The following is a 22,070-nucleotide window of genomic DNA, read 5'->3' on the forward strand; positions in this document are numbered from 1 at the left end:
GCCCCCCGGCCCGACCGCGGAGCACCCGCGTCAACCGTCCGCCCGCCCGAACAACGGCGCCAGCAACAACTGCGCCGCCCCCTCCGCGACCCCGCCGGAGGCGATGCGCACCGGCACGGCCTGCTCGTTCCCGGCGCGTTCGCCGATCACCGCGGAGACTCCTCGTACGAAGGTGTCGGGGTCCGCGAGGACCGTGCGGCCGCCGAGCAGCACCAGGTCGATGTCCAGCAGGCCCACGAGGTTGGCGGCCCCCGCGCCGAGTACCCGCGCCGCTTCTCCCGGCTCGCCCCGGGCCACGGCCCCGAGGCACAGCGCCTCGACGCAGCCCCGGTTGCCGCAGCCGCACGGCGGCCCGTCCAACTGGATGACCTGGTGTCCGAACTCCCCCGCCCCGGTCCGGGCGCCCCGGTGCACGGCCCCGCCGATGACGAGCCCGGCGCCGAGCCCGGTACCGAGGTGCAGATAGGCGAACGACCCGCCGGGACCGCCCTCGCCCGACACGGCCAGGCCCAGCGCCGCCGCGTTGGTGTCCTTGTCCACCACGACCGGCACCCCGAGCCGCCGCTCCAGCGCCGCCCGCAGCGGGAAGCCGTCCCACTCGGGGAATCCGGTCACCCGGTGCAGGACTCCCCGGGCGTGGTCGAGGGGTCCGGGGAGGGCCACTCCGACGCCCAGGAGGGAGGGAAGGGCGGGGAGGAGGGCGCCCGTCGTCCGGGGGGCCTGCGCCGACGGGGAGGGCTGCCCCGCCTTCCGGGGCCCCGCCACCCACTCCCCCACCAGCCGCTCGGTCTCCGCCGCCACCGCCCCCACCACGGCCTGGGCACCCGCGCCCAGGTCCAGGGGAGCGCGCCGCTCGCTCACCACGCTGCCGTCGAGATCGACGAGCAGGGTGCGCAGTTCGTCGCGGTCGAGGTGGGCGCCGACGGCGTGCCCCGCTTCCGGGACGAGCCGCAGGACCGTCCGGGGCTTGCCGCCGGTGGAGGCGCGGCGGCCCGCCTCCGCCGCGAGGCCGTCCTCCCGCAGCCGCCCGGTGATCTTGCTGACGGCCTGGGGGGTGAGTCCCGTGCGCTCGGCGAGCTCAAGGCGGCTGATGCCCTCCGCCCCCGCCCGCCGGAGCAGGCCGAGCACGAGCGCGGTGTTGTGGCTGCGCAGGGCCAGCAGGTTCACGCCGCCGTTCGTCCTGTTCACGTCGGCCATTGTCCCTGCTACTTGCACTTTGGCAACAGCGTTGCGAAAGTGGGGGCATGACTGGCACCCCTCTCCGCGTCGGCCTCGTCGGCTACGGCCTCGCCGGCTCCGTCTTCCACGCCCCGCTGATCGCCGCGACCGAGGGCCTCGCCCTGGACACGGTGGTGACGTCGAACCCCGAGCGGCAGGCGCAGGCCCGCGCCGAGTTCCCCGCGGTACGCACGGTCGCCACCCCGGACGAGCTGCTGGACCGGGCCGCCGAGCTGGACCTGATCGTGATCGCGTCCCCCAACAAGACGCACGTCGCGCTCGCCACCGCCGCCCTCAAGGCCGGTCTGCCGGTCGTGGTCGACAAGCCGATCGCAGGCACGGCCGCCGAGGCACGCGAGCTCGCCGCCCTGGCCGAGGACCGCGGCCTGCTCCTCTCGGTCTTCCAGAACCGCCGCTGGGACAACGACTTCCTGACCCTGCGCGGCCTCCTGGCCGACGGCGAGCTGGGCGACGTATGGCGCTTCGAGTCCCGCTTCGAGCGCTGGCGGCCGCAGACGAAGGGCGGCTGGCGGGAGTCCGGCGACCCGGCAGAGATCGGAGGTCTGCTCTACGACCTCGGCAGCCACGTCGTGGACCAGGCACTGGTCCTCTTCGGCCCCGCCGCCTCCGTGTACGCCGAGGCGGACCTCCGCCGCCCGGGCGCCGAGGCGGACGACGACACGTTCATCGCGATCACGCACGCCAACGGCGTCCGCTCCCACCTGTACGTCTCCGCGACGACCGCCCAACTCGGCCCGCGCTTCCGGGTGCTGGGCTCGAAGGCGGGATACGTCAAGTACGGCCTCGATCCGCAGGAGGCGGCCCTGAAGGAGGGCGAGCGCCCCGGCACCGCGGCCGAGTGGGGCCGGGAGCCCGAGTCCCTGTGGGGCCGTGTCGGCGCCGGCGAGTCCCCGCTGACGGGTGGCGGACATGCGCAACCGACCCTGCCGGGCGACTACCCGGCTTACTATGCGGCCGTGGCGAAAGCCCTGCTCGACGGCGGTCCCAACCCGGTGACCGCACTGGAGGCGGCCGCCGCCCTCGACGTACTGGAGGCGGCCCGCCGTTCGGCCCACGACGGAGTGGCGGTGAAGCTGTGACGCACAGCGGCGAGTTGACCCCCAAGATCCACCCCGAGCTGACCCCGCCGATCGAGGAACTGGAGGCGCAGGAACGCCACCTGGTCTTCCGGCAGTTCACCCACGAGGACGCCTGGGCGCTGGGCTCGCTCCTGGTCGAGCTGGCCCGGGAGCGGCAGGCCCCGGTCGCCATCGACATCCACCGCTCCGGCCAGCAGCTCTTCCACGCGGCCCTGCCCGGCTCGACCCCGGACAACGACGCCTGGATCGTCCGCAAGCGCCGGGTCGTCGAACGCTACGGCTCCCCCTCCTACCTGGTCGGCGCCCGCTTCCGCGCCAAGGGCTCGTCCTTCGAGGAGTCCTCCCGCCTGGACCCCGACGAGTACGCGGCCCACGGCGGCTCCTTCCCGATCACCGTCGAGGGAGTCGGAGTCATCGGCTCGGTGACGGTGAGCGGACTGCCCCAACTGGCGGACCACCGGCTCGTGGTGGAGGCGCTGGAGGAGTTCCTCAAGCGCTGACGGGAAGATCTCGGGGCTCCCTCCGGTTGGCACGGCTGTACGCCCGCAACGCACATCGACCGGAACATCGACCGGAGGGAAACCCCCACTCATGACTGACGCCTTGAAGGAAACCGTCGGACGGTACGGCATCTGGAGCGCCGCCCTGCGCGCCGACGACCCGTCCCGGAGCGGTGAACTCGCCGAGGCGGTCGCGGAGTTGGAGGAACTGGGATACGGCGCCGTCTGGCTCGGCGGCAACACCTCTGCCCGCGACGCCGCCCCGCTGATCGAGGCGACCTCCCGGATCGTGGTCGGCACCAGCATCCAGAGCATCTGGGAGCACGAGCCCGCCGCCACCGCCGCGAGCTTCGCCGACCTCGACTCCGCCCACCCCGGCCGCTTCGCCCTGGGCCTCGGCGTCAGCCACGCCAAGCTCGCCGAGCAGTACCGGCGCCCCTACTCGGCCCTGGTCTCCTACCTGGACGCCCTGGACGAGGCGGACCACCCCGCCGACCGCCGCCTCCTGGCCGCCCTCGGCCCGAAGACCATCGACCTCGCCCGGGACCGCGCCGCCGGCTCGATCCCGTACCTGGTCACCGCCGACCACACGGCCACGTCCCGCGAGCGCCTCGGCGATGCCCCGCTCCTGGCCCCGGAGCTGAAGGTCGTCCTCGAAGCCGACCCGGCCCGCGCCCGCACCCTGGCCCGCGACTACCTCGCCATGTACCTGGCCCTCCCCAACTACACCAACAACTTCCTCCGCAACGGCTTCACCGAGGACGACGTGGCGAACGGCGGCAGCGACCGCCTCGTCGACGCGGTCTTCGCCTGGGGCGACGAGACCCGCATCCGCACCCGCGTCGAGGAGTTCCACAAGGCGGGCGCGGACCACGTGGCGTTGCAGATCGTGGACGGCGGAACGAGGACGTCCCTCCCGAGGGAGGCCTGGCGCAAGCTGGCTTCGCTGCTCGCGTGAGCTGAGGCTTTTAGGGGCGCGGGGAACTGCGCGACAAGCCACGACGGACGCGCACCCGCCGAACAACCGCAGTCCCCCGCCCCTTAGGCATCTTCAGGCATCTTTGAACTCCTGCCGCTGACGCCCGAGCCCTGAAATCTCCAGCTCCACAACATCCCCGGCCCGAAGGAACGGCTTCGGCTCAGGCTCCCCCAGCGCAACCCCCGCCGGCGTCCCCGTATTGATCACATCACCCGGGTACAGCGTCATGAACTGACTGACATACCGCACGACTTCCCCCACCGCGAAGATCTGCTCCGCCGTGGTCCCGTCCTGCTTCTGCTCCCCGTTGACCCACAGCTTGAGCGAGAGATCCTGCGGGTCGGGCACCTCGTCCGCGGTCACCAGCCACGGCCCGAGGGGATTGAACGTCTCGCAGTTCTTTCCCTTGTCCCACGTCCCGCCGCGCTCGATCTGGAACTCCCGCTCGGACACGTCGTGCGACACCGCGTACCCGGCGACATGCCCCAGCGCGGCCTCGGCCGACTCCACGTACCGGGCCGTACGTCCGATGACGACGGCCAGCTCGACCTCCCAGTCGGTCTTCACCGACTTCCGGGGGATGAGCACGGTGTCGTGGGGTCCCACGACCGTGTCCGCGGCCTTGAAGAAGATCACCGGCTCGGCGGGCGGCTCGGCGCCGGTCTCGCGGGCGTGGTCGTGGTAGTTCAGCCCGATGCACACGATCTTGCCGATCCGTGCGAGCGGCGGCCCGACGCGCAGCCCGGTGGCGTCCAACGCGGGCAGCTCACCGGCCGCGGCGGCCGCACGCACCCGGCCGAGCGCCTCGTCGTCGGCGAGCAGCGCTCCGTCGATGTCCGGGACGATGCCGGACAGATCCCGCAGCACTCCCTCGGCATCGAGCAGCGCGGGCGTCTCCGCTCCCGCCGTACCGACTCGCAGCAGCTTCATGGTCACTATCTCCCTCGATCGCGGGCGTCGACCGATGGGTGCAGCCATCGGATGACTGGTCGATCCTCCAAGCTGGGCGTCCGCTCCGCAATACCCGGTTCACGGACTGGACGGGGGCCACCTCCGAGGTGCCGAGGTCAGCGGTACAGCGCCGCCCGCTCCACCGCGCTCCACGTCGTGCTGGTCACCACGTACAGCGCGGCGGCCAGGGGCACCACCGCCACGGTGAAGAGCGTGAAGAAGGACATGAACGGCATGACCTTGCTCATCGCGCCCATCCCGGGCATCTGCTGGCCGTCCCCCACCGGCACCGCCGGATTCGTGGCCATCATCCGCTTCGTGCGCCGGAAGTTGAAGGAGGCCACGGTGGCGACGATGACGAACAGCGCGAGGTAGACGAGCCCGGCGCCGCCGAGGAACCCGCCGGTGCCGAGCGCGTCCGCCCAGCGGTCGCCGAGGGGCGCGGCGAAGAGCTGGTGGGTGAGCAGTTCGTTGGCCTGTCCGCCGATCGTCGTGTTGGAGAACAGGTGGTAGAGGAGGAAGAACGCGGGCAGCTGGAACAGGCTGGGCAGGCAGCCGGACAGCGGCGAGACCTTCTCCGCCGCGTGCAGTTCCATCACCGCCTTCTGGAGCTTCTGCGGATCCTTGCCGTGCTTCTTCCGCAGCTCGGCGATCTTCGGCCGCAGTTCGACCTGGGCCTTCTGCCCGCGCGCCGCCGCCCGGGACAGGGGATGCACGAGGAGTCGTACGAACGCGGTGAACAGGACGATCGCGGCGGCGGCCGCGGTGGCGCCGAACAGCGGGTGGAGCAGGTCGGCCAGGCGCTGGACCAGGTCGGCGAAAACGGACATGGGTGAGCCCTCCGGGGGTCTCGTCGTGCCGGAAACAGGAACGGCGGCATGACGACCCGCGTGGGGCCAGAGGTGTGGGTGGGAGTGCTCTACGTGCCCTACGCGACGGTCGCCGGGAGGGCGAGTCCGGGAGCTCGGGGGCGCCTGCGCCCCTTGGCGTCGGGATCGCGTTGCGGCAGGAAGGCCGTACGGCGGGCGCGGTCGCGGATGGCCGTACGCACGCGTGTGGGCTGTACGGCGGGGGCGGCGCGCGAGGCGAGGAGCGAGCAGGCGGCGAAGGCGGAGCCGGCCGCGGCGGTCGCGGCGAGGGCGACGGCGGCCGAGAGGCTGCCGGTGTCGAGCAGGACGATGTCGAGGACCAGAAGCAGCAGCACGGCGGCGGGCCGCGGGTTGGTCCAGCTGCGGATCATCGGCCGCTCCCCCCTCTCGCCTTCACTCTCGTGTCACTCTCTCCCTCACCGAACGTTTGTCCTCCGTCGGTTATACCTGATCGGTCCCCGATCGTCCGCAGGAGGCGCTTGCCCGGCTCGTTCGATACTTCGTACACAGGTTTTAAAAAGGGCTGCCACAACTATCGACAAGCCCACTCACCGCACCCGATGCTTCCTCCTGGCATGAGCAGAACAGGCCGGAACGTCTGGTTCAGGGACCGGCGTTCCTTCGAATCGGAGAAGCCATGATCCGACGCAGAACCCTGCTCGCGGCCGCGGGCGGCACCGTCCTCGGCAGCGCGCTGGCGACAGGGACCGCCCACGCGGACGCCACCATCGCCGTGAACCCCGGGACGTCGTACGGCACCTGGGAGGGCTGGGGCACCTCCCTCGCCTGGTGGGCCAACGTCTTCGGCGCCCGGGACGACTTCGCCGACATCTTCTTCACCACCAAGTCGACGTCCTACAACGGCACGTCGCTCCCCGGCCTCGGCATGAACATCGCCCGCTACAACCTGGGCGCGTGCAGCTGGAACAGCGTGGGCGGCCAGTCGATGGCCGCCTCGCCCAACATCCCCGCCTTCAAGCAGATCGAGGGCTTCTGGCAGGACTGGAACAACGAGGACCCGGCGTCCGGCGCCTGGAAGTGGACCGCGGACGCCAACCAGCGGGCGATGCTGGGCAAGGCGGTGTCCCGGGGCGCGACCACCGAGCTCTTCGCCAACTCCCCCATGTGGTGGATGTGCCAGAACCACAACCCCTCCGGCGCCTCGGGCGGCGGCAACAACCTCCAGACCTGGAACTACCGCCAGCACGCCTCCCACCTGGCCGCCGTCGCCCTGCGCGCGAAGAACAACTGGGGCGTGAACTTCGCGACCGTCGACCCCTTCAACGAGCCCTCGTCCTCCTGGTGGACGGCGACCGGGACGCAGGAGGGCTGCCACATGGACGCGACGGTCCAGGCGGCCGTACTGCCGTACATGCGCAGCGAGTTGGACAGCCGCGGCCTCACCGGCGTCCGTATCTCGGCGTCGGACGAGACGAGCTACGACCTGGCGCGCACGACGTGGGGATCCTTCTCGTCCTCCACGAAGGCCCTGGTGAACCAGTTCAACGTGCACGGCTACCAGGGCTCCGGCGGCCGACGCGACCTCCTCTACACGGACGTCGTGACCACGTCCGGCAAGAAGCTGTGGAACTCGGAGACGGGCGACGGCGACGGCACCGGCTACACCATGGCCGCCAACCTCCTGTCCGACTTCCGCTGGCTGCACCCGACGGCCTGGGTCTACTGGCAGGTCATGGACCCGACGGCGGGCTGGGGAGTGATCAAGTACGACGCGAGCACCCTGCAAGCGGGCGCGATCGAGACGAAGTACTACGTGCTGGCCCAGTTCAGCCGCCACCTCCGCCCCGGGATGCGCATCCTCGACACGGGCGTGAGCTACGCGGTCGCGGGCTACGACGCGAGCGCCCGCCGCCTGGTCATCGTGGCCCTGAACACCTCCACCTCCGCCCAGACCCTGACCTTCGACCTGTCCCGCTTCACCACGGTCACCGGCGGCTCGGGCGGCGTGGTCCCGCGCTGGAACACGGTGACGACCGGCGGCGACAAGTACGCGTCGTACTCGAACACGTTCCTGAGTGGCAAAACGGTGGCGGTGCCGTTCGCGGCGAAGGCGGTGCAGACGCTCCAGATCGACGGGGTGACGATATGACGATATAGGCGCGGTGTGGGAGAGCGTGGGAGAGCTGTGCGGGCCGATGCGCCGATTGTGGCGCTGGCCTGCACTTCTCTCTCCTTCTCCGCGGCTCGGCAGTACGGTGTCACCCATGCGCCCCGACACGCCCGCCGAGAACGTCGACCACACCGCCGAAGCGGCACGCCTGGAGCGGACCGCCGGCCTGTACCCCGAGGACGCCGAAGCCCTGCTGCTACAGGCCGCGGCCCACCTCGAACTGGCCGGCGCCCGCCCCGCCGCGTCCACCCTCTACGACCGCCTGCTGTCCTCCCGCGTCAGCCTGGAGAACCCCTACCTGGTCCGGGCCCTCAAGGCCGCCAACCTGTGGGAGTACGGCCACGAGGCGGAGGCCAGGGCCATCATCGAGGGCGTCCGGGCGGCCTCCCCCCGCGACCCCGCCCCCTGGGTGATCGTCGCCGAGGCCCTCGAATCCCACGACGAGCTGGAGCAGGCCCAGGAGGCGTTCACGGAGGGCGCGCGGCTGCTCCTGACAGGCGTCACGGACCCGCCGTACTCGACCCACCCCCTGCTCTTCGGCCGCCACCGGGTCCGCCGCATGCTCGGCCTCCCCCACGACGAGTGGGACGCCCTCGCCGACACCTTCAACTCCTCCCCCGTCTCCCTCGACGAACTCCACGACCCCAAGCGCGTCTGGTCCCTCGGCTCGGACAACCCCGCGGAACTGGAGGCCGAGATCTCCCGCCTCCGAGCGGAACTCGGCACCTACCGCGAGGCCCTGTCCCGCCCGTTCCCGGTGGCGGTCCTGCACTGGTCGGCGGGCGAACTGTCGGAACTGGTGTCGTCGTACCCGACCCTTGAGGCTGAGTACCCCTCCCACGAGGAACACCTGGCGACGATAGAGGCGTCGCTGCGCGAGCTGGCGTCTTCCGGCACCCCGAACCTGGGCATCGTCACGGGCACGGTCCCCTCCTACGAGGCTTTCGCGGCGTCAGAGGGGTCGTCCCCGGGGGATGCGACGCTGCTGCCGCAGTACGCGACGACACTGGCGGCGCGGGGGCGGGCGGTGGAGTGGCCACCGCAGCGGGGGACGGTTTGTTGGTGTGGGTCGGGGGCGGCGTACGAGGAGTGCCACGGGGAGTAGCGAGCCGCCCAACCACAAACGGTCCGGACCGCCCACGCGCCGCCGGCCGTGGGCGGTAGGCCGAACCACTGCCGCCCCACAAGCCGCCGAACCGACCCGGCGTGCATGCGAAACGCGACCGCGCCCCCACCCCCGGCCCCCCCTCATCAACCGGCACCACCCCTCCACCTGGCCACCCACTCCCCAGGCCGCCCGCTCGCTTCTCCCCTGTGCCGGAGCGCCCCGGGTCAAGGGTGGCCCGCAGGGCCATCGCCGAAGGCGACGCGACCGCAGGGAGCGCCCTTGAGGCGGGGCGTGGAGGCACGACACTGGCAAAGAAGCGGGCGGCCCAACGGCATCCGCCGTAGAAGGCCAAGCGGGCCCAGACAGTCGGCAGAGACTCCTAGCAGCAGCACGTCGTGAGCCTCCAACGGACCCACCTGCCCGCGCCCCCTCCCCAGTACTACGCTCAGTTGCGTGTCCGAAGATCCTGAGTGGGAAGCACCAGAAGGTTCCTGGGCTTCCTCTGCCGCCCGCCGTCGCAACATGCAGGCGATCCGCAGCCGCGACACGAAACCCGAGAAACTGATCCGCCGACTAGTTCATGCCCAAGGCCTGCGCTACCGCGTTGCGGCACGTCCTCTGCCCGATCTTCGCCGAACAGCGGACATGGTGTTCCGTCCGGTCAAGGTAGCCGTCTTCATCGACGGGTGTTACTGGCACGGATGCCCCGAGCACTACGTACCGCCGAGGACTAATCCCGGCTACTGGTCGGAAAAGGTCGTCCGCAATGTAAAACGGGACCGTGATACCGATCAGCGGCTCGAAGAAGCTGGGTGGCTCGTGCTCCGCTTCTGGGAGCACGAGCCGTCAGGCGCCTGCGCGGACAAGATTGCTGCGACGGTCATCCGCAGGCGGAACGCTATTGACATGGGGTTGACCTGATACCGGAAATGTCATTTGCTCTACCTGTGGCGCATCCGCAACGGATGCGCCAGTATTCATTTCATACTCTCTAAGAAGTTCATTGCGGCTCTCCGGCTGGAGTACAGCAGCAATAGCACGCCCTATTGCCTCAGCAACCGGAGGCGGAAAAGCGTTTCCAACCTGGCGATATTGGGCGGTCTTTCTTCCCTGGAATTTCCAGCCTGGCGGGAAGCCCTGAATGAGTGCGGCCTGCTCAACAGTCAACATGGGGCCAGCGGGGCGGAAAAGGTCGCGCTGCGGATCACATTCCTTGGGATCATTGGCAACACCCATTCCATCAACCCCAAGGACCTCCCACGCCCGCTTAGCCCTGGTCGGCCCTAGGTCAGCCCCACCATGCTTCTTCGACCCCCCGACCAGAGTCGGAGCGACTCCCTTGCCCAACTCAGCCGCCCTGGAAGCTTTCCGAAGCCAGTCCCGGAAAACATCCTTTCCGGTGCGCTCTCCTGGCTTGGCGCGCTCTCCATACATGTTTTTCGTCCAGTACTTCCGGCAGCGCGCTTCCATACTGACGGAAAGTTCCTCAACAACTGTCGCCTGCTTCCCCTTCACCCTGGACGGCCACACAAACTCAGCACCGGAAGCATCCGCCTCATCCTTGTGGATCACAACCAAGATAGCTCGCGGACGAAGCTGAGGAACGCCGAAATTGCTTGCATCGACCCGTCGCCAGACCTTCCGCATAGCGCGGTCTTGCTCTTCGGCCGACCAGCTCTTCTTGACTTCTGGAACGATATATCCGAGATCGCGAAGCTCACTCAGAATATCCCTGCGGTAATCAATAAAAACCTCCGGGGGTTCCAGGATCCCCCGGACATTTTCAATCATGACCGCTCTCGGCAAAAAGTCATCGATGATCTTCAGGGCGTCCGGGAAAAGGTCACGCTCGTCATCTCTTCCTAGCCTCTTCCCAGCCAGCGAGAAAGGCGGGCACGGCACCCCGCCGGCCAGCAGGTCCAGTCTTCCCCTAGGAATCTCGAGGTTCTTGCGCACATCGGATGAAGGAAATTCCTTCACGTCCATGGGTTCGAGGGCGTCAGCGTGGCCCCCACCCCACCCCGGCCAGCCGCCAACATTCGCCCGGAGCGTGCTCACCGCGTGTGGGTCCCACTCCACGAGAGCCAAGTGATCGAACCCTGCGTTATGCAGCCCAACGGCTTGCCCGCCCGCACCGGCACAGATCTCGAGCGAGGTCAGTGGCCGAGAGAACTGCGGACGATCACGACCGCTGGCGCTCATAGCGCTCCTTCCAGGAGTGACTCAAACAGGCCCCAAGTGTCCCAAAAGCCATGATCACTTGCTGACTCTTGAGCACTCGACACGACGAGTCTCCCATCTGCCTCGCCTTAGGTCCTTGGCAGGGTCAGAGCAAGGTCCTGGAGTACTGGTCCCCCTTGTGACTTTGAGCACCAAAACCTGTGGCGAAGCGCAGCCCATGGCCATAGCAGACGGACGGGCGGTGCCAAGCCGGTGAAACCCGACTCGGCACCGCCCGAAGAAAACCTCTGGACGTGTCAGCCCCCTATGTGCCGCAGCAGCGCCTCAATGTCACCGGGTGCAAGACCAGCCGCCACAGACGGCTCCTCTTCCAGATCCGCCAGCTGCTGAACCGTGGGATCGTCGAGGATCTTGCCCATGAACTCGAGCTTCTGATCCATGCGCACCTCGACCACCTCATCGATCGTCTCGCGTGCCGCGATCACAGTCACCCGCGTCTCCGCATCAGGAGCCAGACCCAGCCGGTGAATGCGGTCAAGGCTCTGGAGATAGCGGCCGGCCATGAAGTCCCGGTCCACGTAGACGGCGTCGTGGCACACGTGGTGAAGACTGATCCCCTCTCCGAGAGTTGCCGGGTTGGAGATCAGCACCATGCAGCTGGGGTCCTCGCGAAATCGGCGCAGCTGCTCCTCCCTGTCGGGTGTGCCGCCGTAGACGACGGCTGGGCTGTACTTCTCCAGCATCTGCGCCAAGGTCGTCAGGCTGCGTACGAAGGTCGTCCAGACCAGCGTCTTGCGGCCCTGAGCGGCGTTCTCAGCAACAATCGCCAACGTTTCCTTGTACTTCGGAGACAGCTCGTAGTCGGGAAGGTTCTGCATCAGCGAGTACAGCGAGCTGCCGGCCGGGATCTCCAGCGGGGGCAGTTGGTATGCGAGCGGCTCGTACTTTGTGGCGCCTTCCAGCAGCAGGGCCGGACTGGTCGCCGCCATCAGCAGACGCAGCGCCGTCCCACCGAGCGCGCTGAGGTCATCACGAGCGGTACCGGCAGCCATACCGCCCACCAGGGCGCTGTAGATCTCGGCGTGCAGGTCCGGCATATCGACATAGCGCATCCGTAGTGTCATCGGCGGCAGGCCGAGTTCCTGTTTCGTGGTACGAGTGAACAGCGGGCGCAGGACCGTGCTCGCGTAGGCGAGGTCACCGCCCGCCACCGCCCGGGTAACCGTGCGCTGGCCGTGGCCCGGCCAGACGAAGCCCAGAAGGTTCTCCAGGTCCTTCGAGCCGTTCGGGGCCGGCGTTCCCGTCAGGATCAACCGACGTTCCGCGAGCGGGCCCAGTGCCATACACGCGGCGCCATATGTGCCGCGAGCACCAAGCTTCATCCGGTGGGCCTCGTCAAGGATGATCATCGAGGGGGCGGACTTCAGCCAGTTCGCGAGCAGCGGCAGCGATCGGTCCAGCCGCTCGTAGTTGACGATCAGAACCTCCGCCCACTGGTCCAGGGAGCCGTCCAGCACATGGGTGCGCAGCGGGTAGCTGAAGCAGACGGCCGTCTCGTAACGCCAGGACTCGTAGGCCGATTTGGGGCAGACAACAAGCAGCCTGCTGACATTGCCGTGGGCTCGCTGCGCCGCGTACACGGCGAGCGCCACACGCGTTTTGCCAGCGCCTGGCACACTGAAGTTCGCTCCGTGCCCCAGAGAGAGCAGTTTGGCGATGTCCCGGCGCTGGAAGCTGTTGAGGTCTTCCTTCCAGGTGTGTCCGAGCATGCCCAGCACATCGCCAGGGGCGACTTCCGGGGGGGCCCCGGAGCCAGCCAGCCGTTCCTCAACCAGCTTGGCGTCCTTGACTACCCCGGACACGAGGTTCAGGAGTTCCGGAGCCCACACGACACCGGCGTGGTCAGGCCAGCTGCTGAGAATACTCAGATTCGCGAGCAACTCATCCAGCGCCACCGAGGCGGACAGCGGGCCCAGTTGGCCGCCGGTACGGAACCGGGCGACCATCTGGACGAGGTCCTGCCGGTACTGGTCGCTGGTCCGCAGGACCACACGGGTACGCGTGTCGTCGAACCCCAGGTGCAGGGACGTTTCCGTCACCGCGAGCCCTCCGCAGCGGCAGCAGCAAGAAGCCAGGAGACACCGTCACCCGGGTCCGAGATCCCACGCTCAGCCTGCTGGGCTAGCTTGCGCAGGCTTCCCTGGAGTTTGAGCACGGCCTCATCGAAAGCCTCCTCGTCCAGGCTGTTCGAGGTGCGGGCCTGTACCAGCTCCACGACGCACTGCTCGATGTTGGCACACGCGTCCGCGAGCCGGGCCGGCGCGAGCTGCTTGCGCTTGCGGACCCGGGCATCGCGGCCGTGGCCGTCGATCGCCTGGTCAAAAGCCTCCTTGGCCTGGTCGAGCAGCGCCTGGGCAGAGGCCTTCTCGCTGTCAGGCAGCCCCGCCGTCGTATTGCGGACGGTGGCCGCCGCCCTGAGGATGCGGTCGTTCAGGGCGCGGGCCTCCGACACAGCTGACGAGGCCGCCGGCACATCCAAGCCGAGCCCGGGGATAGACACGGACTCTGCCTGTGCGGTCGTTCCACTGTCCGCCAGGTCCGCCGGCAACGCCTTCGCCAGATACTCCTGCTCCAGGAACACCTCGTCGATGTGGCGCACATCCGTCTTGGAGAAGTCCAGCAGAATTGCCGCCAGGCGCCACTCCTTGAGGATTTCGGCCTGGTCCTGGTCGAGGCTCTCCAGCTTCACATAGAGCCGCTGGAGCTCCTTGAGCCGTTCCTGAGCCCCCTCCCAGTCGACCAACCGCAGCGCGACGCCTCCGCCGCTCGCGCTGCGGTTGTTCAGTTCCTTGATCATGCTGAGGATCCACCGTTCCTGGTGGTAGGTCGCCGTCCGGATCCGGAAATCCTTGGCGATCTGCTCCGGCGTCCGGCCCAGCGCAGCCTGCTCCTCCATGGCGAGCAGCCGGTTGATGTACGAGTAGTCGCGCCGTTGGTCCTGACGGAGCTGGAGCGCAAGCTCTACGGCGTCGATGTCGGCCTGAGTGAACGATGAGGGGAGCACGCCCACCCGCATCGACTGCTTGCCGAGCTCCCGCAGGGCAACAGCGCGCGTGTTGCCGTTCACCAGCACGCCGTGATGGGTGACCAGCCCAGGGTCGTTCTGGCCGAACTTCTCCAGGTCGTCCTTCAGCTTGTCGAAGTCGGGGTCCCTGAGTTCCGGGTTGGACGGCCGAGCCTTGAGCAAGGTGGCCAGGTAGCTCTGCCCGGCCTCCTCGAAAGGGGCTTCGTCCAGGTTCCGATCCTGGTCCGGCTTGTGACTACGCTGAGCGCGAATCCGGTGTGTAGCGGGGTTGAGGTAGAGGTCGCCCAGCGGGAGGTCGATCACGTCGACGTGGATCTGCTGTCCGTTCCAGTCGACCGTGACAGTCTCCCGGGTGCCTCCGGCTGCCCTCACCTCCTCCAGCCTCTTTTTGATCAGCTCACTGAACTGTTCCGCGCGCGGCGGTGGCGGGAAATCCCGCAGCATGACTGTCCGTCCTTTCTGTTGCCGGTCCTGTTCAGCTTCTGTCGCCGGTCCGGGGTCAGCCGGTCACCTCGTCGATGGCCTGTGCTACCGCCGCGCGTGACTCCTGGGGCAGGGTCCGGTAGATACCCCAGACCTTCTCGATCGGGCTGAACGACCGCTGGTCAGCGTCGATCCACTTAGCGAAGAGACGCTGCTCCAACGGCGCGAGAGCCTCTACAAGTTCCAGCAACGCCCCGAGGTCGACTTCACGGTCCGGACCTCCACCGGTCCCGCAACGCTTGCATTCGGTAACGAGCTGGTATTCAGCGGTTCCGTCGGAGTGGAGCACCCTACGACGAGCCACATTGAGCTTGGCGAGCTCGACCCCGCCGCCGTCCTCGTACGCTTCGCCGGCGCCGATGCCGCACGACCGGCACAGGTAGTTGTCATCGTGCATGGCCTTCGCGCGCTGGGCGGCGGTCAGGCTGGCCTTGTGCTTCGGGGCCTTCGACCTGCCGGGGATCCAGACGTCGGCACCCCGGGTCACAAACCGCTGCTCCTGCTGAAGCAAGGACGGGTCGTCACGGCTCGTGTCGATCCGCCAGCCGTGGTCACGCAAGTCCCGAAGCCGACGGTCGATCTGCGCGATATCCGGGAAAGCCTCGCGCAGCTGCGTCTTGGTGAAGACGTTGCCCTCCCCCACCACGGTTACCAGCCACAGCGCGCCCCGCACCATGCTTCCGAACTTTTTGTCCTCGTAGGACGGAATCCCTTCCATGCTGCGCCTCCGTGCATCCGTGAACTCGCGCCTTACGGCACCCTATTTGCCTGTCTCGAAGCGTGCGATAGCTGTGACTGAGAGTGCACGACACGCAAGCCCTGCGATCCCCCGCTCCTCGGCGGCTCCTTCAGAAGCTCACACCATCAACCGAGCGAAAGTCCAGCCCTTTCGGACTTGCTCGAGAGAAGGCAAGTCCGCAGAAAGCTTGCCCGGGAAAGAGCAAGCTTTCCTGCTAGAAGGCAAGAAAAATCAGGCTTGACGGCACAGCTCTCCGGGCACAATGGCCAAACCGCAGGCAGGCCTTGGAGTACCGACTCCACGGCACTTGATCAGCCCAGGGAGGCGGAACCGCATGACGTCAGCCGGAGGCAAGCCAACCCGGCGCAGCTGGCTGGAGGGGAACATCCACGACGATGTCCCTCCACGGAAGCGAGAACTCGCGCTGGAACTCCAGGCCTTGTGCAGCCTGCTACGGAAAGAGAGTTCGGACAAAGTCGCACATAGACCACTTACACAGGCAGAAGCAGCCATCCTCCTGCATACCACGCCGGGTTCGCTGTCAAAATTCCTGTATCGCCACAGGGTTCCCGACTCGCATTTCATCGACGAGCTGTACAAGGCGGCCTACGCGGACGCGGTCGTCAGCGGTCAGGATGTCGGCATCACACTGGAAGCCCTGCAAGCCCTGCGCATAAGCGCCAAAGGCGAGCAGCGGGGCTGTAAGAACTGCGCGGAGCTGAGCAGGCGAATCGATTCGCTCACCCAGCAGCTCAACGCCCCTTGCCCGGCATGTGCGGCGTACCAGCATCAACGTGAACAAGACGCCGTCCGCCTGGAGCCCCTCAAGACCGAGCTCTCGGCGCTGCGGGAAGCGGAGTCAGAGTGGAAGGCAACCGAAGCCGGCCTACGAGAACGTCTGGAACGTCTGGTGGTGGCGCAAGCCGCCAGGACTCCGCTGCCGGTCCCCCGTCGACCAAGGGACCGGCAGCGGAGCGAGAAAGAAGTGGCCGTGGCACAGCAACTGGCGGCACAGGCGAAGGAACTGGACAGTGCCGGAGAACAGAACCTGGCTCTCGTCCTGCTCCGGCAGAGCACGACAGAGCTGCTTACCCCGGCCGAGACCGCCCTGGTCATGGTGGAACTGAGACATCAGGAGCGGGACCACCTAGCCGACAACCTGATCCATGTCTACGGCAGGGACCAGGAAGACCGAGACGTGATGTCCGTTGCCATGGAGTTGCATGAGGAAGGGGCCACGGACGACGCCGGCGCCATACTGCGGGCGGCGCTGAAGTAGCCGCCGGCGACGCGGTTGCTGTATGTCGTGACCGTCATTGGTGAGGTGCGGTGCCCAGCCGTCAGGCCGCGTCCACTTCAGCCTCGTAGCGCACCTGAACACGATCGAGGAAGTCATCGGGATCATGCCCGCGGGCGGAGGTCCAGTGCAGCAAGTCCGCGATCAGCTCGATCGCGGACTCTTCCAGGGCCGCGGATAGACGTCCTCCGCGCATTGCGGTCACTCCGCGGGCTCCCTGGTAGTTCTCGATCGCTTCGACGGCCCGCGTGATACGCAGGCAGTCACCGGTCGGCCTCACGGAGATCTCACACCACACCGCTTTACCCGCAGCCGTCAACACCGTGCCCCAGTCAGCCGCGAGTGATCCCAGCAGATGGAGGCCCCGTCCGCACTCCACGTCACAGCCGGTTTCCTTGAGCAACGGCATCACGGTGCTCCTGTCGTGCACTTCGACACGGAGCCGTCCACCCTTGCGCTCAAGGACCAGGGTGGCGGGCACCCCCTCACCGACATGCTTGACGACGTTGGTCGCCAACTCAGTGATGAGCAACTCCGCCTCAGCGGTGACAACCGGCATCCCCCATTGGGAAAGCTGTTGCGCGGCGGCCCTCCTCAGCAAGTGGACTTCCGCCGGCGCTGCCTCAAAGGGCAGGACACAGCGGAGTCGAGGTTCGGTGTCTTCGTAGCCGGACATGGCTACCCCTCCCTCCTGGCCACGCATGTGCTGCACCTGCCGTATCCGTCCGGCTTCACTGCGTAGCGGTCTGCAAGCGAGCATGACACAGAGAAGTCTCGCCATGTAACTTCTCACAGGGACCCATCGAGTGAATCTGATAGTGGGCCAGCTCCTTCACTGCCTAGCCTGATGAGGATCTCCCGGGGGGCCTACCGCCCGGCACGTGGCGAAGGAGCCGAATGCCCGAACGGACTACAACCCGCCGTCGCCAACTCGGCGCGATGATGCGCAAGTTGCGGGCTCGCAAGGGGCTGACCCTCGAAGAGGCCGGGCAGCTCGTCGGCGTCTCCAAAGCGACGGTCAGCAGGTACGAGACGCAGGCCGGGCCGGTCAAGTGGATCGTCGTCGACGCCCTGTGCCGCGAGTACGGAGCAACTGAGGCTGAACGCAAAGCCATCGTCGGACTTGCCAAGGATGCCAAGCAGCAAGGCTGGTGGAGCTCCTTCGCCGACTCCATCCCGGAGAGCATGAACCTGCTGCTCACGCTTGAGGACGAGGCGGTACACGAGAGTCACTTCGGGTGCGTCTACGTCCCAGGGCTCCTGCAAACGCGGGCCTACGCCACAGCTCTGCAGAAGGCCAACGAAGTACCGCTGGAACCCGAAGAGATCGAGCAGCTGGTCGACATCCGTATGAAGAGGCAGGAGATCCTCACCCGCCCGAAGCCTCCGCGCCTCTGGGCAATCCTCGATGAGTCAGTGGTCCGCCGGGTCGTTGGCTCACCCCACGACATGAGGGAGCAGTTGGACCGGCTGCTCGAAGCGAACGAGTCACCTCACGTAACGCTTCAGGTCCTCCCTTTCGCCAAGGGAGCCCATGCCGCGGCGCTGGGAAGCTTCGTCATCATCGGCGGCCAGGATCCGGGCCTCGACGTGGTGTACGTCGACTTCCACGCAGGCTCCCTCTTCCTGGAGAAGGACGAGGAACTGGACCGATACAGACTTGCGTTCGAGTACCTTCGCGCACAAGCGTTGGACATGGAGGCTTCCTCCGCCATGATCCACCGCGTCCGCAAGGAGTTGTGAATGTCCGCCGATTCCACCCAGCCCACCGGCACGCCCACCTGGTTCAAGTCATCGCACAGCGGCGGCAACCAGACAGAGTGTGTTGAGGCTGCCTTCGTCGCAGCCAACGTGCTCGTTCGGGACTCCAAGCAGCCAGGGCACGGGCAGCTAAAGGTGTCTGCGGAGGCGTGGCAGAACTTCTTGTCAGCTGCTCGTCAAGGCTAGGAGATCGCTCCTGTTAGAAACTCTACAAAATGGGATGGTGGAGGTGCATCTGCCAGGGCGAAGTCTCTTAGTACAAGTGGATCACCCCTCGACAGGGCCTACCGCATCCTCCCAACGAACCAAGCGCTCCAGCGAAAGCACCATCGCGCACAGCTCCGGTGCCCCCTCGAACGGCACCGCCTCCCCTACCACCTCGTACCCCCAACTCTCGTACAGAGCCCGCACCTTGACGTGCTCCTTGTGCACGAGCAGCGTCACCCGTTGTTCGCTGCGGGAGGCGAGGAGCGTGTCGTGGATGTGGCGTGCTGCGCCTGTGCCGCGCCAAGGAGTGCGGACCATCAGTTCGGACAGGGCGAAGGTGCGGTGGCCGGTCTCGGTGGCGAAGGGCTCGGGCAAGGGTGGGGTGACCTTGGACCACCAGGTCGTGGACGGGCTGAGGGGTGCCCCGTAGGCGTAGCCGACGGCCTGCCCTCGGTCGTGGGCGAGGACGCAGGCGAACGCCTTGTTGGCGGACCAGTGGTCGACGAACTTCGCGAAGGCGTCGCGAGTTGCCAGCGGGTCGTCGCTCTTGGCGTACACCTCGTCGTGGATGTCCAGGAGGAGTTCGCGGATCGTGTGTGCGTCCGTGTGTCCGTAGTGCCGTAGGTCGAGTTCGGCGTGTGTGGTCACGGAGGTCCTCCTTCGGACCGGCCGGCTGCGATGACCCGTTCGAGTCGGGCGGTGATGCGGGGGCTGGTGACACCGACTGTACGAATGCCTGTGGCGGTGGCGACGGCTCTTTCGTGTTCGCCCTGGGCCAGTTGTAGTTCGGCGAGCAGGACGCCGTAGTAGGCGCGGTTCCGGGTGAAGCGTTCTTCGAGGAGTTCGAGGGCCTGGGCCGCGTGAGCTTCGGCACGGCGGTACTGGCCGGCGCTTTGATGGGCGATGGCTCCGAGACCGGACAGTTCAGCAGGCGTGAGGAACGCGAGCCAACTGGGAGCCGCGGTGGTGTTGGCGCGGTCGTAGGTGCGTTCGGCGGCGGCGAGATGGCGGCCCATGCCGTTGAGGTCGCCGGTCTGGGCCAGGCAGTCGGCGAGTCTGGCGTTCAGGAGGGAGGAGATCAACGGGCGGGTGCGCAGGTGCCGTTCGGAGAGTGCGGCACGGTTGATGCGGGCTGCTTCGGCGGGGCGGCCCGCATGCTCGGCCTGGGCTGCCAGGTCGGACCAGGCTCTGGTGACGCAGACGGGGTCACGGGATAGCAGTGCGGCCTGCAAGGCGTGGTTGCGGAGGTGGGCTGCCTTCTCGTACTGCCCGCAGTCGTGGGCCGACCAGCCCGCGCAGGCGGCGACTTCGGCGATGGCTCGGTGCATGCCCCGTTCGACACGCTCGCTGTAGGTGCAGTGGTCCAGGGCGTGTTCGAGGCGTGAGAGGTAGTCGACCGTGACGTCGATGAGAGCGCCGCCGCCGAGCCCGTTGAAGTGGGCGTCGAGGCGGGTGATCGTGCCTTGGATCCTGTCGATGTCGCCGGCCCCCAGGCGGCCGTGTCCCGGCGTCTGGTCGATGCCGAGGGTGGTGGCCAGAGCCCCGGCGATGAAGGCGCGGCGCTGCACCCCGCTCCTCTCCTTCACCGATGCCGGACCTACCGGTGAGGGAAGAGGCTTCGATGACTTGCGTGGAACGAATCCCATGGCTTCCGGGCCGCGGCCGAAGATCTCCTGGAGGGGCAGCAGATACCGGGACCACGGCAGTCGGACGTCACCCGCGATCCAGCGACGTACATGACGATCCGTGCAGTTGGCGGGCGCCCCCAGTAGGCGCTCGGCCACTCGGTTGACCTCGTCCGCGAGCTGTTCGTGGGTGTAGCCGAACTCGGCCAGCAAAGCTTCGAGACAGGTATTTCGCGTACCGCCCACCCGAGCCCCCTCGCGCGATTCGTCCCTCGACGGTAGTCCTACCGGCATTCCGTATTCGGTAAAACTGTCCGGTCGGTCGCAGGTAACTCCCCCACTACTGTCCTGATACCCGACGGGTCGATTCCGGTTTCCTCGTGGAGGTGAACCACGCACTCGACCGAGGGAGCTCCGGTGCTGCTACCGACGGACATGGACAGACTGATCTCCGAGTGGCTCGCGCGAGCGCATCCGGTACCGGAACAGGTTCTGGCGGAGTGGTCGAGCCAGGGTGTGGCGCTGCTGCCTCTCGGCGAGCTGTTCGCCGCGGTTCGGCTGTCCGGTGCGCTCGTGCACGCGGCGACCGGCAGCGAGCAGCCTGATCAGGTGGCCGCGGCCCTGAAGGAACAGCTGCGAGGACCCGTCATCCACGACCCGCGCGGCACGAACCAGACCTACTACCCGCTCATCCAGTGGCATGCCGGCTTGGTGTGGGACTACAACCGCAGTGCACCGTGCCTGCGGGACGACACCTATCTGGGCGTGCCACGGCTCGACCTCCGAGAACCGCCGGGTGCGTACTGGGCTGTTCCGCCTTGCTACGACGGCAACTTGTGTAGGCCACAGGCGGTACGGGACCTGATCGATGCCGGGCACCGGCAGCTCATCCAGCAGCTGTCGGTGTGAGTGCTGCGGCCCGGTTGTAGGTGTTCACAACGACTCGTGCTTCAGGTGGGTGAGACCTTCGATGGAGCTCAGGCGGGCCCGCAGCGTGGGGTCCGGAGCCGCGGTGGTCGTCATCACGAGGGCTTGGATCGTTGGGTGTTCGGGAGCGTAGAGGTCGTCTTCGTCTTCGTCGCCAGGGATTTGGTTGGGCTGGACCTCGATCCGCTCGTCGGGGCCTTTGGCGACGTAGTGGATACCTAGGTAGTCACTCTCGTGTTCAGCGAAATCCAGCTCCAGACAGTCGCTCACGATCCGAACCAGTTCGTCGGCTGTGTGGCTGCTGGTGCCATAGGTGTGGTGGTCGGTCATGGTGCGGTAGACCCTATGCCTGCCGTGATGGACACGTCTGGTCAGCGTCCCGGAGTGCAGCTTGCTGGTGGCGAGTGCGTCGAGTGCGCGCTGATTCAGGGGCCGTCGTGATGGCTCTGGTGTCCTCGTGCCGGACCCCTGTAGGACTCTCATAGAGCAGACGATCAAGGAGCAGATCATGGGCTCACAGCACTCAGAACCGCCCGTTCCTGCATCGTTGCCATTGAGGACCATCGGCGACATTCGAGCCGCGCTGAGGTCCGGCCACTGCTTCCCCGGCGACCGGGAATCCTTCGAAGCGGATCTTCACCATGCGCTGGAGACGGCGACCGAAGCCGACCTGAACGGGATCGCCACTGTGATCGTCGACTACCGCGGCAGAATCCGTCTCTACGAGGACCCCACATTCGATATCGCAGTACTGGAGGGCATCAACCTCGTGGGCGGCCTGAAGCAGGAGGCCCAGGACCAGTCAACGGTGCCACCCTGCTGGAGGCCGAAGGACGGCGGTTCCGACGGGCCGCGGGGTTCCTGGTATACGAAGCCCGGAACCTGGTAGGGCCTGGGCTGCCGGCGCTG

At 67.4% G+C, this 22,070-nt stretch carries 23 protein-coding genes; 11 read left to right on the forward strand and 12 right to left on the reverse strand.

Annotation, left to right across the window (positions count from 1 at the left end):
- Positions 1–30 precede the first annotated feature (30 nt).
- Positions 31–1,197 (reverse strand): ROK family transcriptional regulator, encoded by a 1,167-nt coding sequence (locus SLINC_RS17135; protein WP_067433344.1) that lies wholly within the window; start codon positions 1,195–1,197, stop codon positions 31–33.
- A 47-nt stretch (positions 1,198–1,244) separates the two neighbouring features.
- Here SLINC_RS17135 and SLINC_RS17140 point away from each other — a divergent pair, with 47 nt between their 5' ends.
- The 3 genes from SLINC_RS17140 to SLINC_RS17150 all read left to right on the forward strand — a co-directional run bounded on the left by SLINC_RS17140 (position 1,245) and on the right by SLINC_RS17150 (position 3,776).
- Positions 1,245–2,318, forward strand: a complete 1,074-nt coding sequence (locus tag SLINC_RS17140) for a Gfo/Idh/MocA family oxidoreductase (protein WP_067433347.1) — start codon at positions 1,245–1,247, stop codon at positions 2,316–2,318.
- Entirely contained in the window at positions 2,315–2,818 is a 504-nt protein-coding gene (locus SLINC_RS17145) for a heme-degrading domain-containing protein (protein WP_067433350.1), read from the forward strand. Before SLINC_RS17140 ends, SLINC_RS17145 begins: the two co-directional genes overlap by 4 nt.
- Before the next feature lie 91 nt (positions 2,819–2,909).
- Positions 2,910–3,776 carry an LLM class F420-dependent oxidoreductase gene (locus tag SLINC_RS17150; protein WP_067433353.1) on the forward strand — a complete coding sequence of 289 codons (867 nt, stop codon included), beginning with the start codon at positions 2,910–2,912 and terminating at the stop codon, positions 3,774–3,776.
- Positions 3,777–3,869: 93 nt separating this feature from the next.
- Here the strand turns inward: SLINC_RS17150 and SLINC_RS17155 are convergent, their stop codons facing one another.
- The 3 genes from SLINC_RS17155 to SLINC_RS17165 all read right to left on the reverse strand — a co-directional run bounded on the left by SLINC_RS17155 (position 3,870) and on the right by SLINC_RS17165 (position 5,988).
- Positions 3,870–4,727, reverse strand: coding sequence for a fumarylacetoacetate hydrolase family protein (locus SLINC_RS17155; protein ID WP_067433356.1), 858 nt, complete (start codon positions 4,725–4,727; stop codon positions 3,870–3,872).
- A gap of 137 nt (positions 4,728–4,864) precedes the next feature.
- The gene (locus SLINC_RS17160; protein WP_067433360.1) at positions 4,865–5,578 is read right to left on the reverse strand and encodes a YidC/Oxa1 family membrane protein insertase; all 714 of its coding nucleotides are present in this window, start codon (positions 5,576–5,578) and stop codon (positions 4,865–4,867) included.
- Positions 5,579–5,676: 98 nt separating this feature from the next.
- On the reverse strand, positions 5,677–5,988 hold the full coding sequence (locus SLINC_RS17165) for a DUF6412 domain-containing protein (RefSeq protein WP_067433363.1): 312 nt from the start codon (positions 5,986–5,988) through the stop codon (positions 5,677–5,679).
- A gap of 266 nt (positions 5,989–6,254) precedes the next feature.
- Between SLINC_RS17165 and SLINC_RS17170 the strand changes: the two genes are divergently transcribed.
- The 3 genes from SLINC_RS17170 to SLINC_RS45965 all read left to right on the forward strand — a co-directional run bounded on the left by SLINC_RS17170 (position 6,255) and on the right by SLINC_RS45965 (position 9,777).
- On the forward strand, positions 6,255–7,727 hold the full coding sequence (locus tag SLINC_RS17170; RefSeq protein ID WP_067433366.1) for a glycoside hydrolase: 1,473 nt from the start codon (positions 6,255–6,257) through the stop codon (positions 7,725–7,727).
- Positions 7,728–7,842: 115 nt separating this feature from the next.
- Positions 7,843–8,853, forward strand: coding sequence for an SEC-C domain-containing protein (locus tag SLINC_RS17175; RefSeq protein WP_067433369.1), 1,011 nt, complete (start codon positions 7,843–7,845; stop codon positions 8,851–8,853).
- Positions 8,854–9,309: 456 nt separating this feature from the next.
- Positions 9,310–9,777, forward strand: coding sequence for a very short patch repair endonuclease (locus SLINC_RS45965; protein WP_079164571.1), 468 nt, complete (start codon positions 9,310–9,312; stop codon positions 9,775–9,777).
- Here the strand turns inward: SLINC_RS45965 and SLINC_RS45970 are convergent.
- The 4 genes from SLINC_RS45970 to SLINC_RS17190 all read right to left on the reverse strand — a co-directional run bounded on the left by SLINC_RS45970 (position 9,703) and on the right by SLINC_RS17190 (position 15,323).
- Positions 9,703–11,058, reverse strand: a complete 1,356-nt coding sequence (locus SLINC_RS45970) for a DNA cytosine methyltransferase (RefSeq protein ID WP_079164572.1) — start codon at positions 11,056–11,058, stop codon at positions 9,703–9,705. The genes SLINC_RS45965 and SLINC_RS45970 overlap by 75 nt on opposite strands.
- 275 nt (positions 11,059–11,333) lie before the next feature.
- Complete coding sequence (locus SLINC_RS17180) at positions 11,334–13,136, reverse strand: DEAD/DEAH box helicase (protein ID WP_067433372.1); 1,803 nt, start codon at positions 13,134–13,136, stop codon at positions 11,334–11,336.
- Positions 13,133–14,566: a ParB N-terminal domain-containing protein gene (locus tag SLINC_RS17185; RefSeq protein WP_067433374.1), complete on the reverse strand. Its 1,434-nt coding sequence runs from the start codon at positions 14,564–14,566 to the stop codon at positions 13,133–13,135. Before SLINC_RS17185 ends, SLINC_RS17180 begins: the two co-directional genes overlap by 4 nt.
- A 55-nt stretch (positions 14,567–14,621) precedes the next feature.
- The gene (locus SLINC_RS17190) at positions 14,622–15,323 is read right to left on the reverse strand and encodes a hypothetical protein (protein WP_067433377.1); all 702 of its coding nucleotides are present in this window, start codon (positions 15,321–15,323) and stop codon (positions 14,622–14,624) included.
- 355 nt (positions 15,324–15,678) lie between these two features.
- Here SLINC_RS17190 and SLINC_RS47995 point away from each other — a divergent pair, with 355 nt between their 5' ends.
- Entirely contained in the window at positions 15,679–16,623 is a 945-nt protein-coding gene (locus tag SLINC_RS47995) for a hypothetical protein (protein WP_152038997.1), read from the forward strand.
- A 61-nt stretch (positions 16,624–16,684) separates the two neighbouring features.
- On the opposite strand, the gene SLINC_RS17200 is transcribed toward SLINC_RS47995, so the two are convergent.
- A complete protein-coding gene (locus SLINC_RS17200) occupies positions 16,685–17,317 on the reverse strand; it encodes an ATP-binding protein (RefSeq protein ID WP_067433383.1) in 633 nt (210 codons plus the stop codon).
- A gap of 221 nt (positions 17,318–17,538) precedes the next feature.
- Here SLINC_RS17200 and SLINC_RS17205 point away from each other — a divergent pair, with 221 nt between their 5' ends.
- Both SLINC_RS17205 and SLINC_RS17210 read left to right on the forward strand, forming a co-directional pair.
- Complete coding sequence (locus SLINC_RS17205) at positions 17,539–18,384, forward strand: helix-turn-helix domain-containing protein (protein WP_067433386.1); 846 nt, start codon at positions 17,539–17,541, stop codon at positions 18,382–18,384.
- Positions 18,385–18,588, forward strand: a complete 204-nt coding sequence (locus SLINC_RS17210; protein WP_067433389.1) for a DUF397 domain-containing protein — start codon at positions 18,385–18,387, stop codon at positions 18,586–18,588.
- An 81-nt stretch (positions 18,589–18,669) separates the two neighbouring features.
- Here the strand turns inward: SLINC_RS17210 and SLINC_RS17215 are convergent, their stop codons facing one another.
- Together SLINC_RS17215 and SLINC_RS17220 are read right to left on the reverse strand one after the other, a co-directional pair.
- Positions 18,670–19,257 (reverse strand): GNAT family N-acetyltransferase, encoded by a 588-nt coding sequence (locus SLINC_RS17215; protein WP_067433392.1) that lies wholly within the window; start codon positions 19,255–19,257, stop codon positions 18,670–18,672.
- Positions 19,254–20,177: a hypothetical protein gene (locus tag SLINC_RS17220; RefSeq protein ID WP_067433394.1), complete on the reverse strand. Its 924-nt coding sequence runs from the start codon at positions 20,175–20,177 to the stop codon at positions 19,254–19,256. Before SLINC_RS17220 ends, SLINC_RS17215 begins: the two co-directional genes overlap by 4 nt.
- Before the next feature lie 474 nt (positions 20,178–20,651).
- Between SLINC_RS17220 and SLINC_RS17225 the strand changes: the two genes are divergently transcribed.
- Positions 20,652–21,143, forward strand: coding sequence for a hypothetical protein (locus SLINC_RS17225; protein ID WP_067433397.1), 492 nt, complete (start codon positions 20,652–20,654; stop codon positions 21,141–21,143).
- A gap of 24 nt (positions 21,144–21,167) precedes the next feature.
- Here the strand turns inward: SLINC_RS17225 and SLINC_RS17230 are convergent, their stop codons facing one another.
- Positions 21,168–21,491: a hypothetical protein gene (locus tag SLINC_RS17230; protein ID WP_067433399.1), complete on the reverse strand. Its 324-nt coding sequence runs from the start codon at positions 21,489–21,491 to the stop codon at positions 21,168–21,170.
- A 178-nt stretch (positions 21,492–21,669) separates the two neighbouring features.
- Between SLINC_RS17230 and SLINC_RS17235 the strand changes: the two genes are divergently transcribed.
- Positions 21,670–22,050, forward strand: a complete 381-nt coding sequence (locus tag SLINC_RS17235; protein ID WP_182449209.1) for a DUF6247 family protein — start codon at positions 21,670–21,672, stop codon at positions 22,048–22,050.
- Positions 22,051–22,070 lie beyond the last annotated feature (20 nt).

It is taken from the genome of Streptomyces lincolnensis, from assembly GCF_001685355.1.
Lineage (GTDB): Bacteria > Actinomycetota > Actinomycetes > Streptomycetales > Streptomycetaceae > Streptomyces > Streptomyces lincolnensis.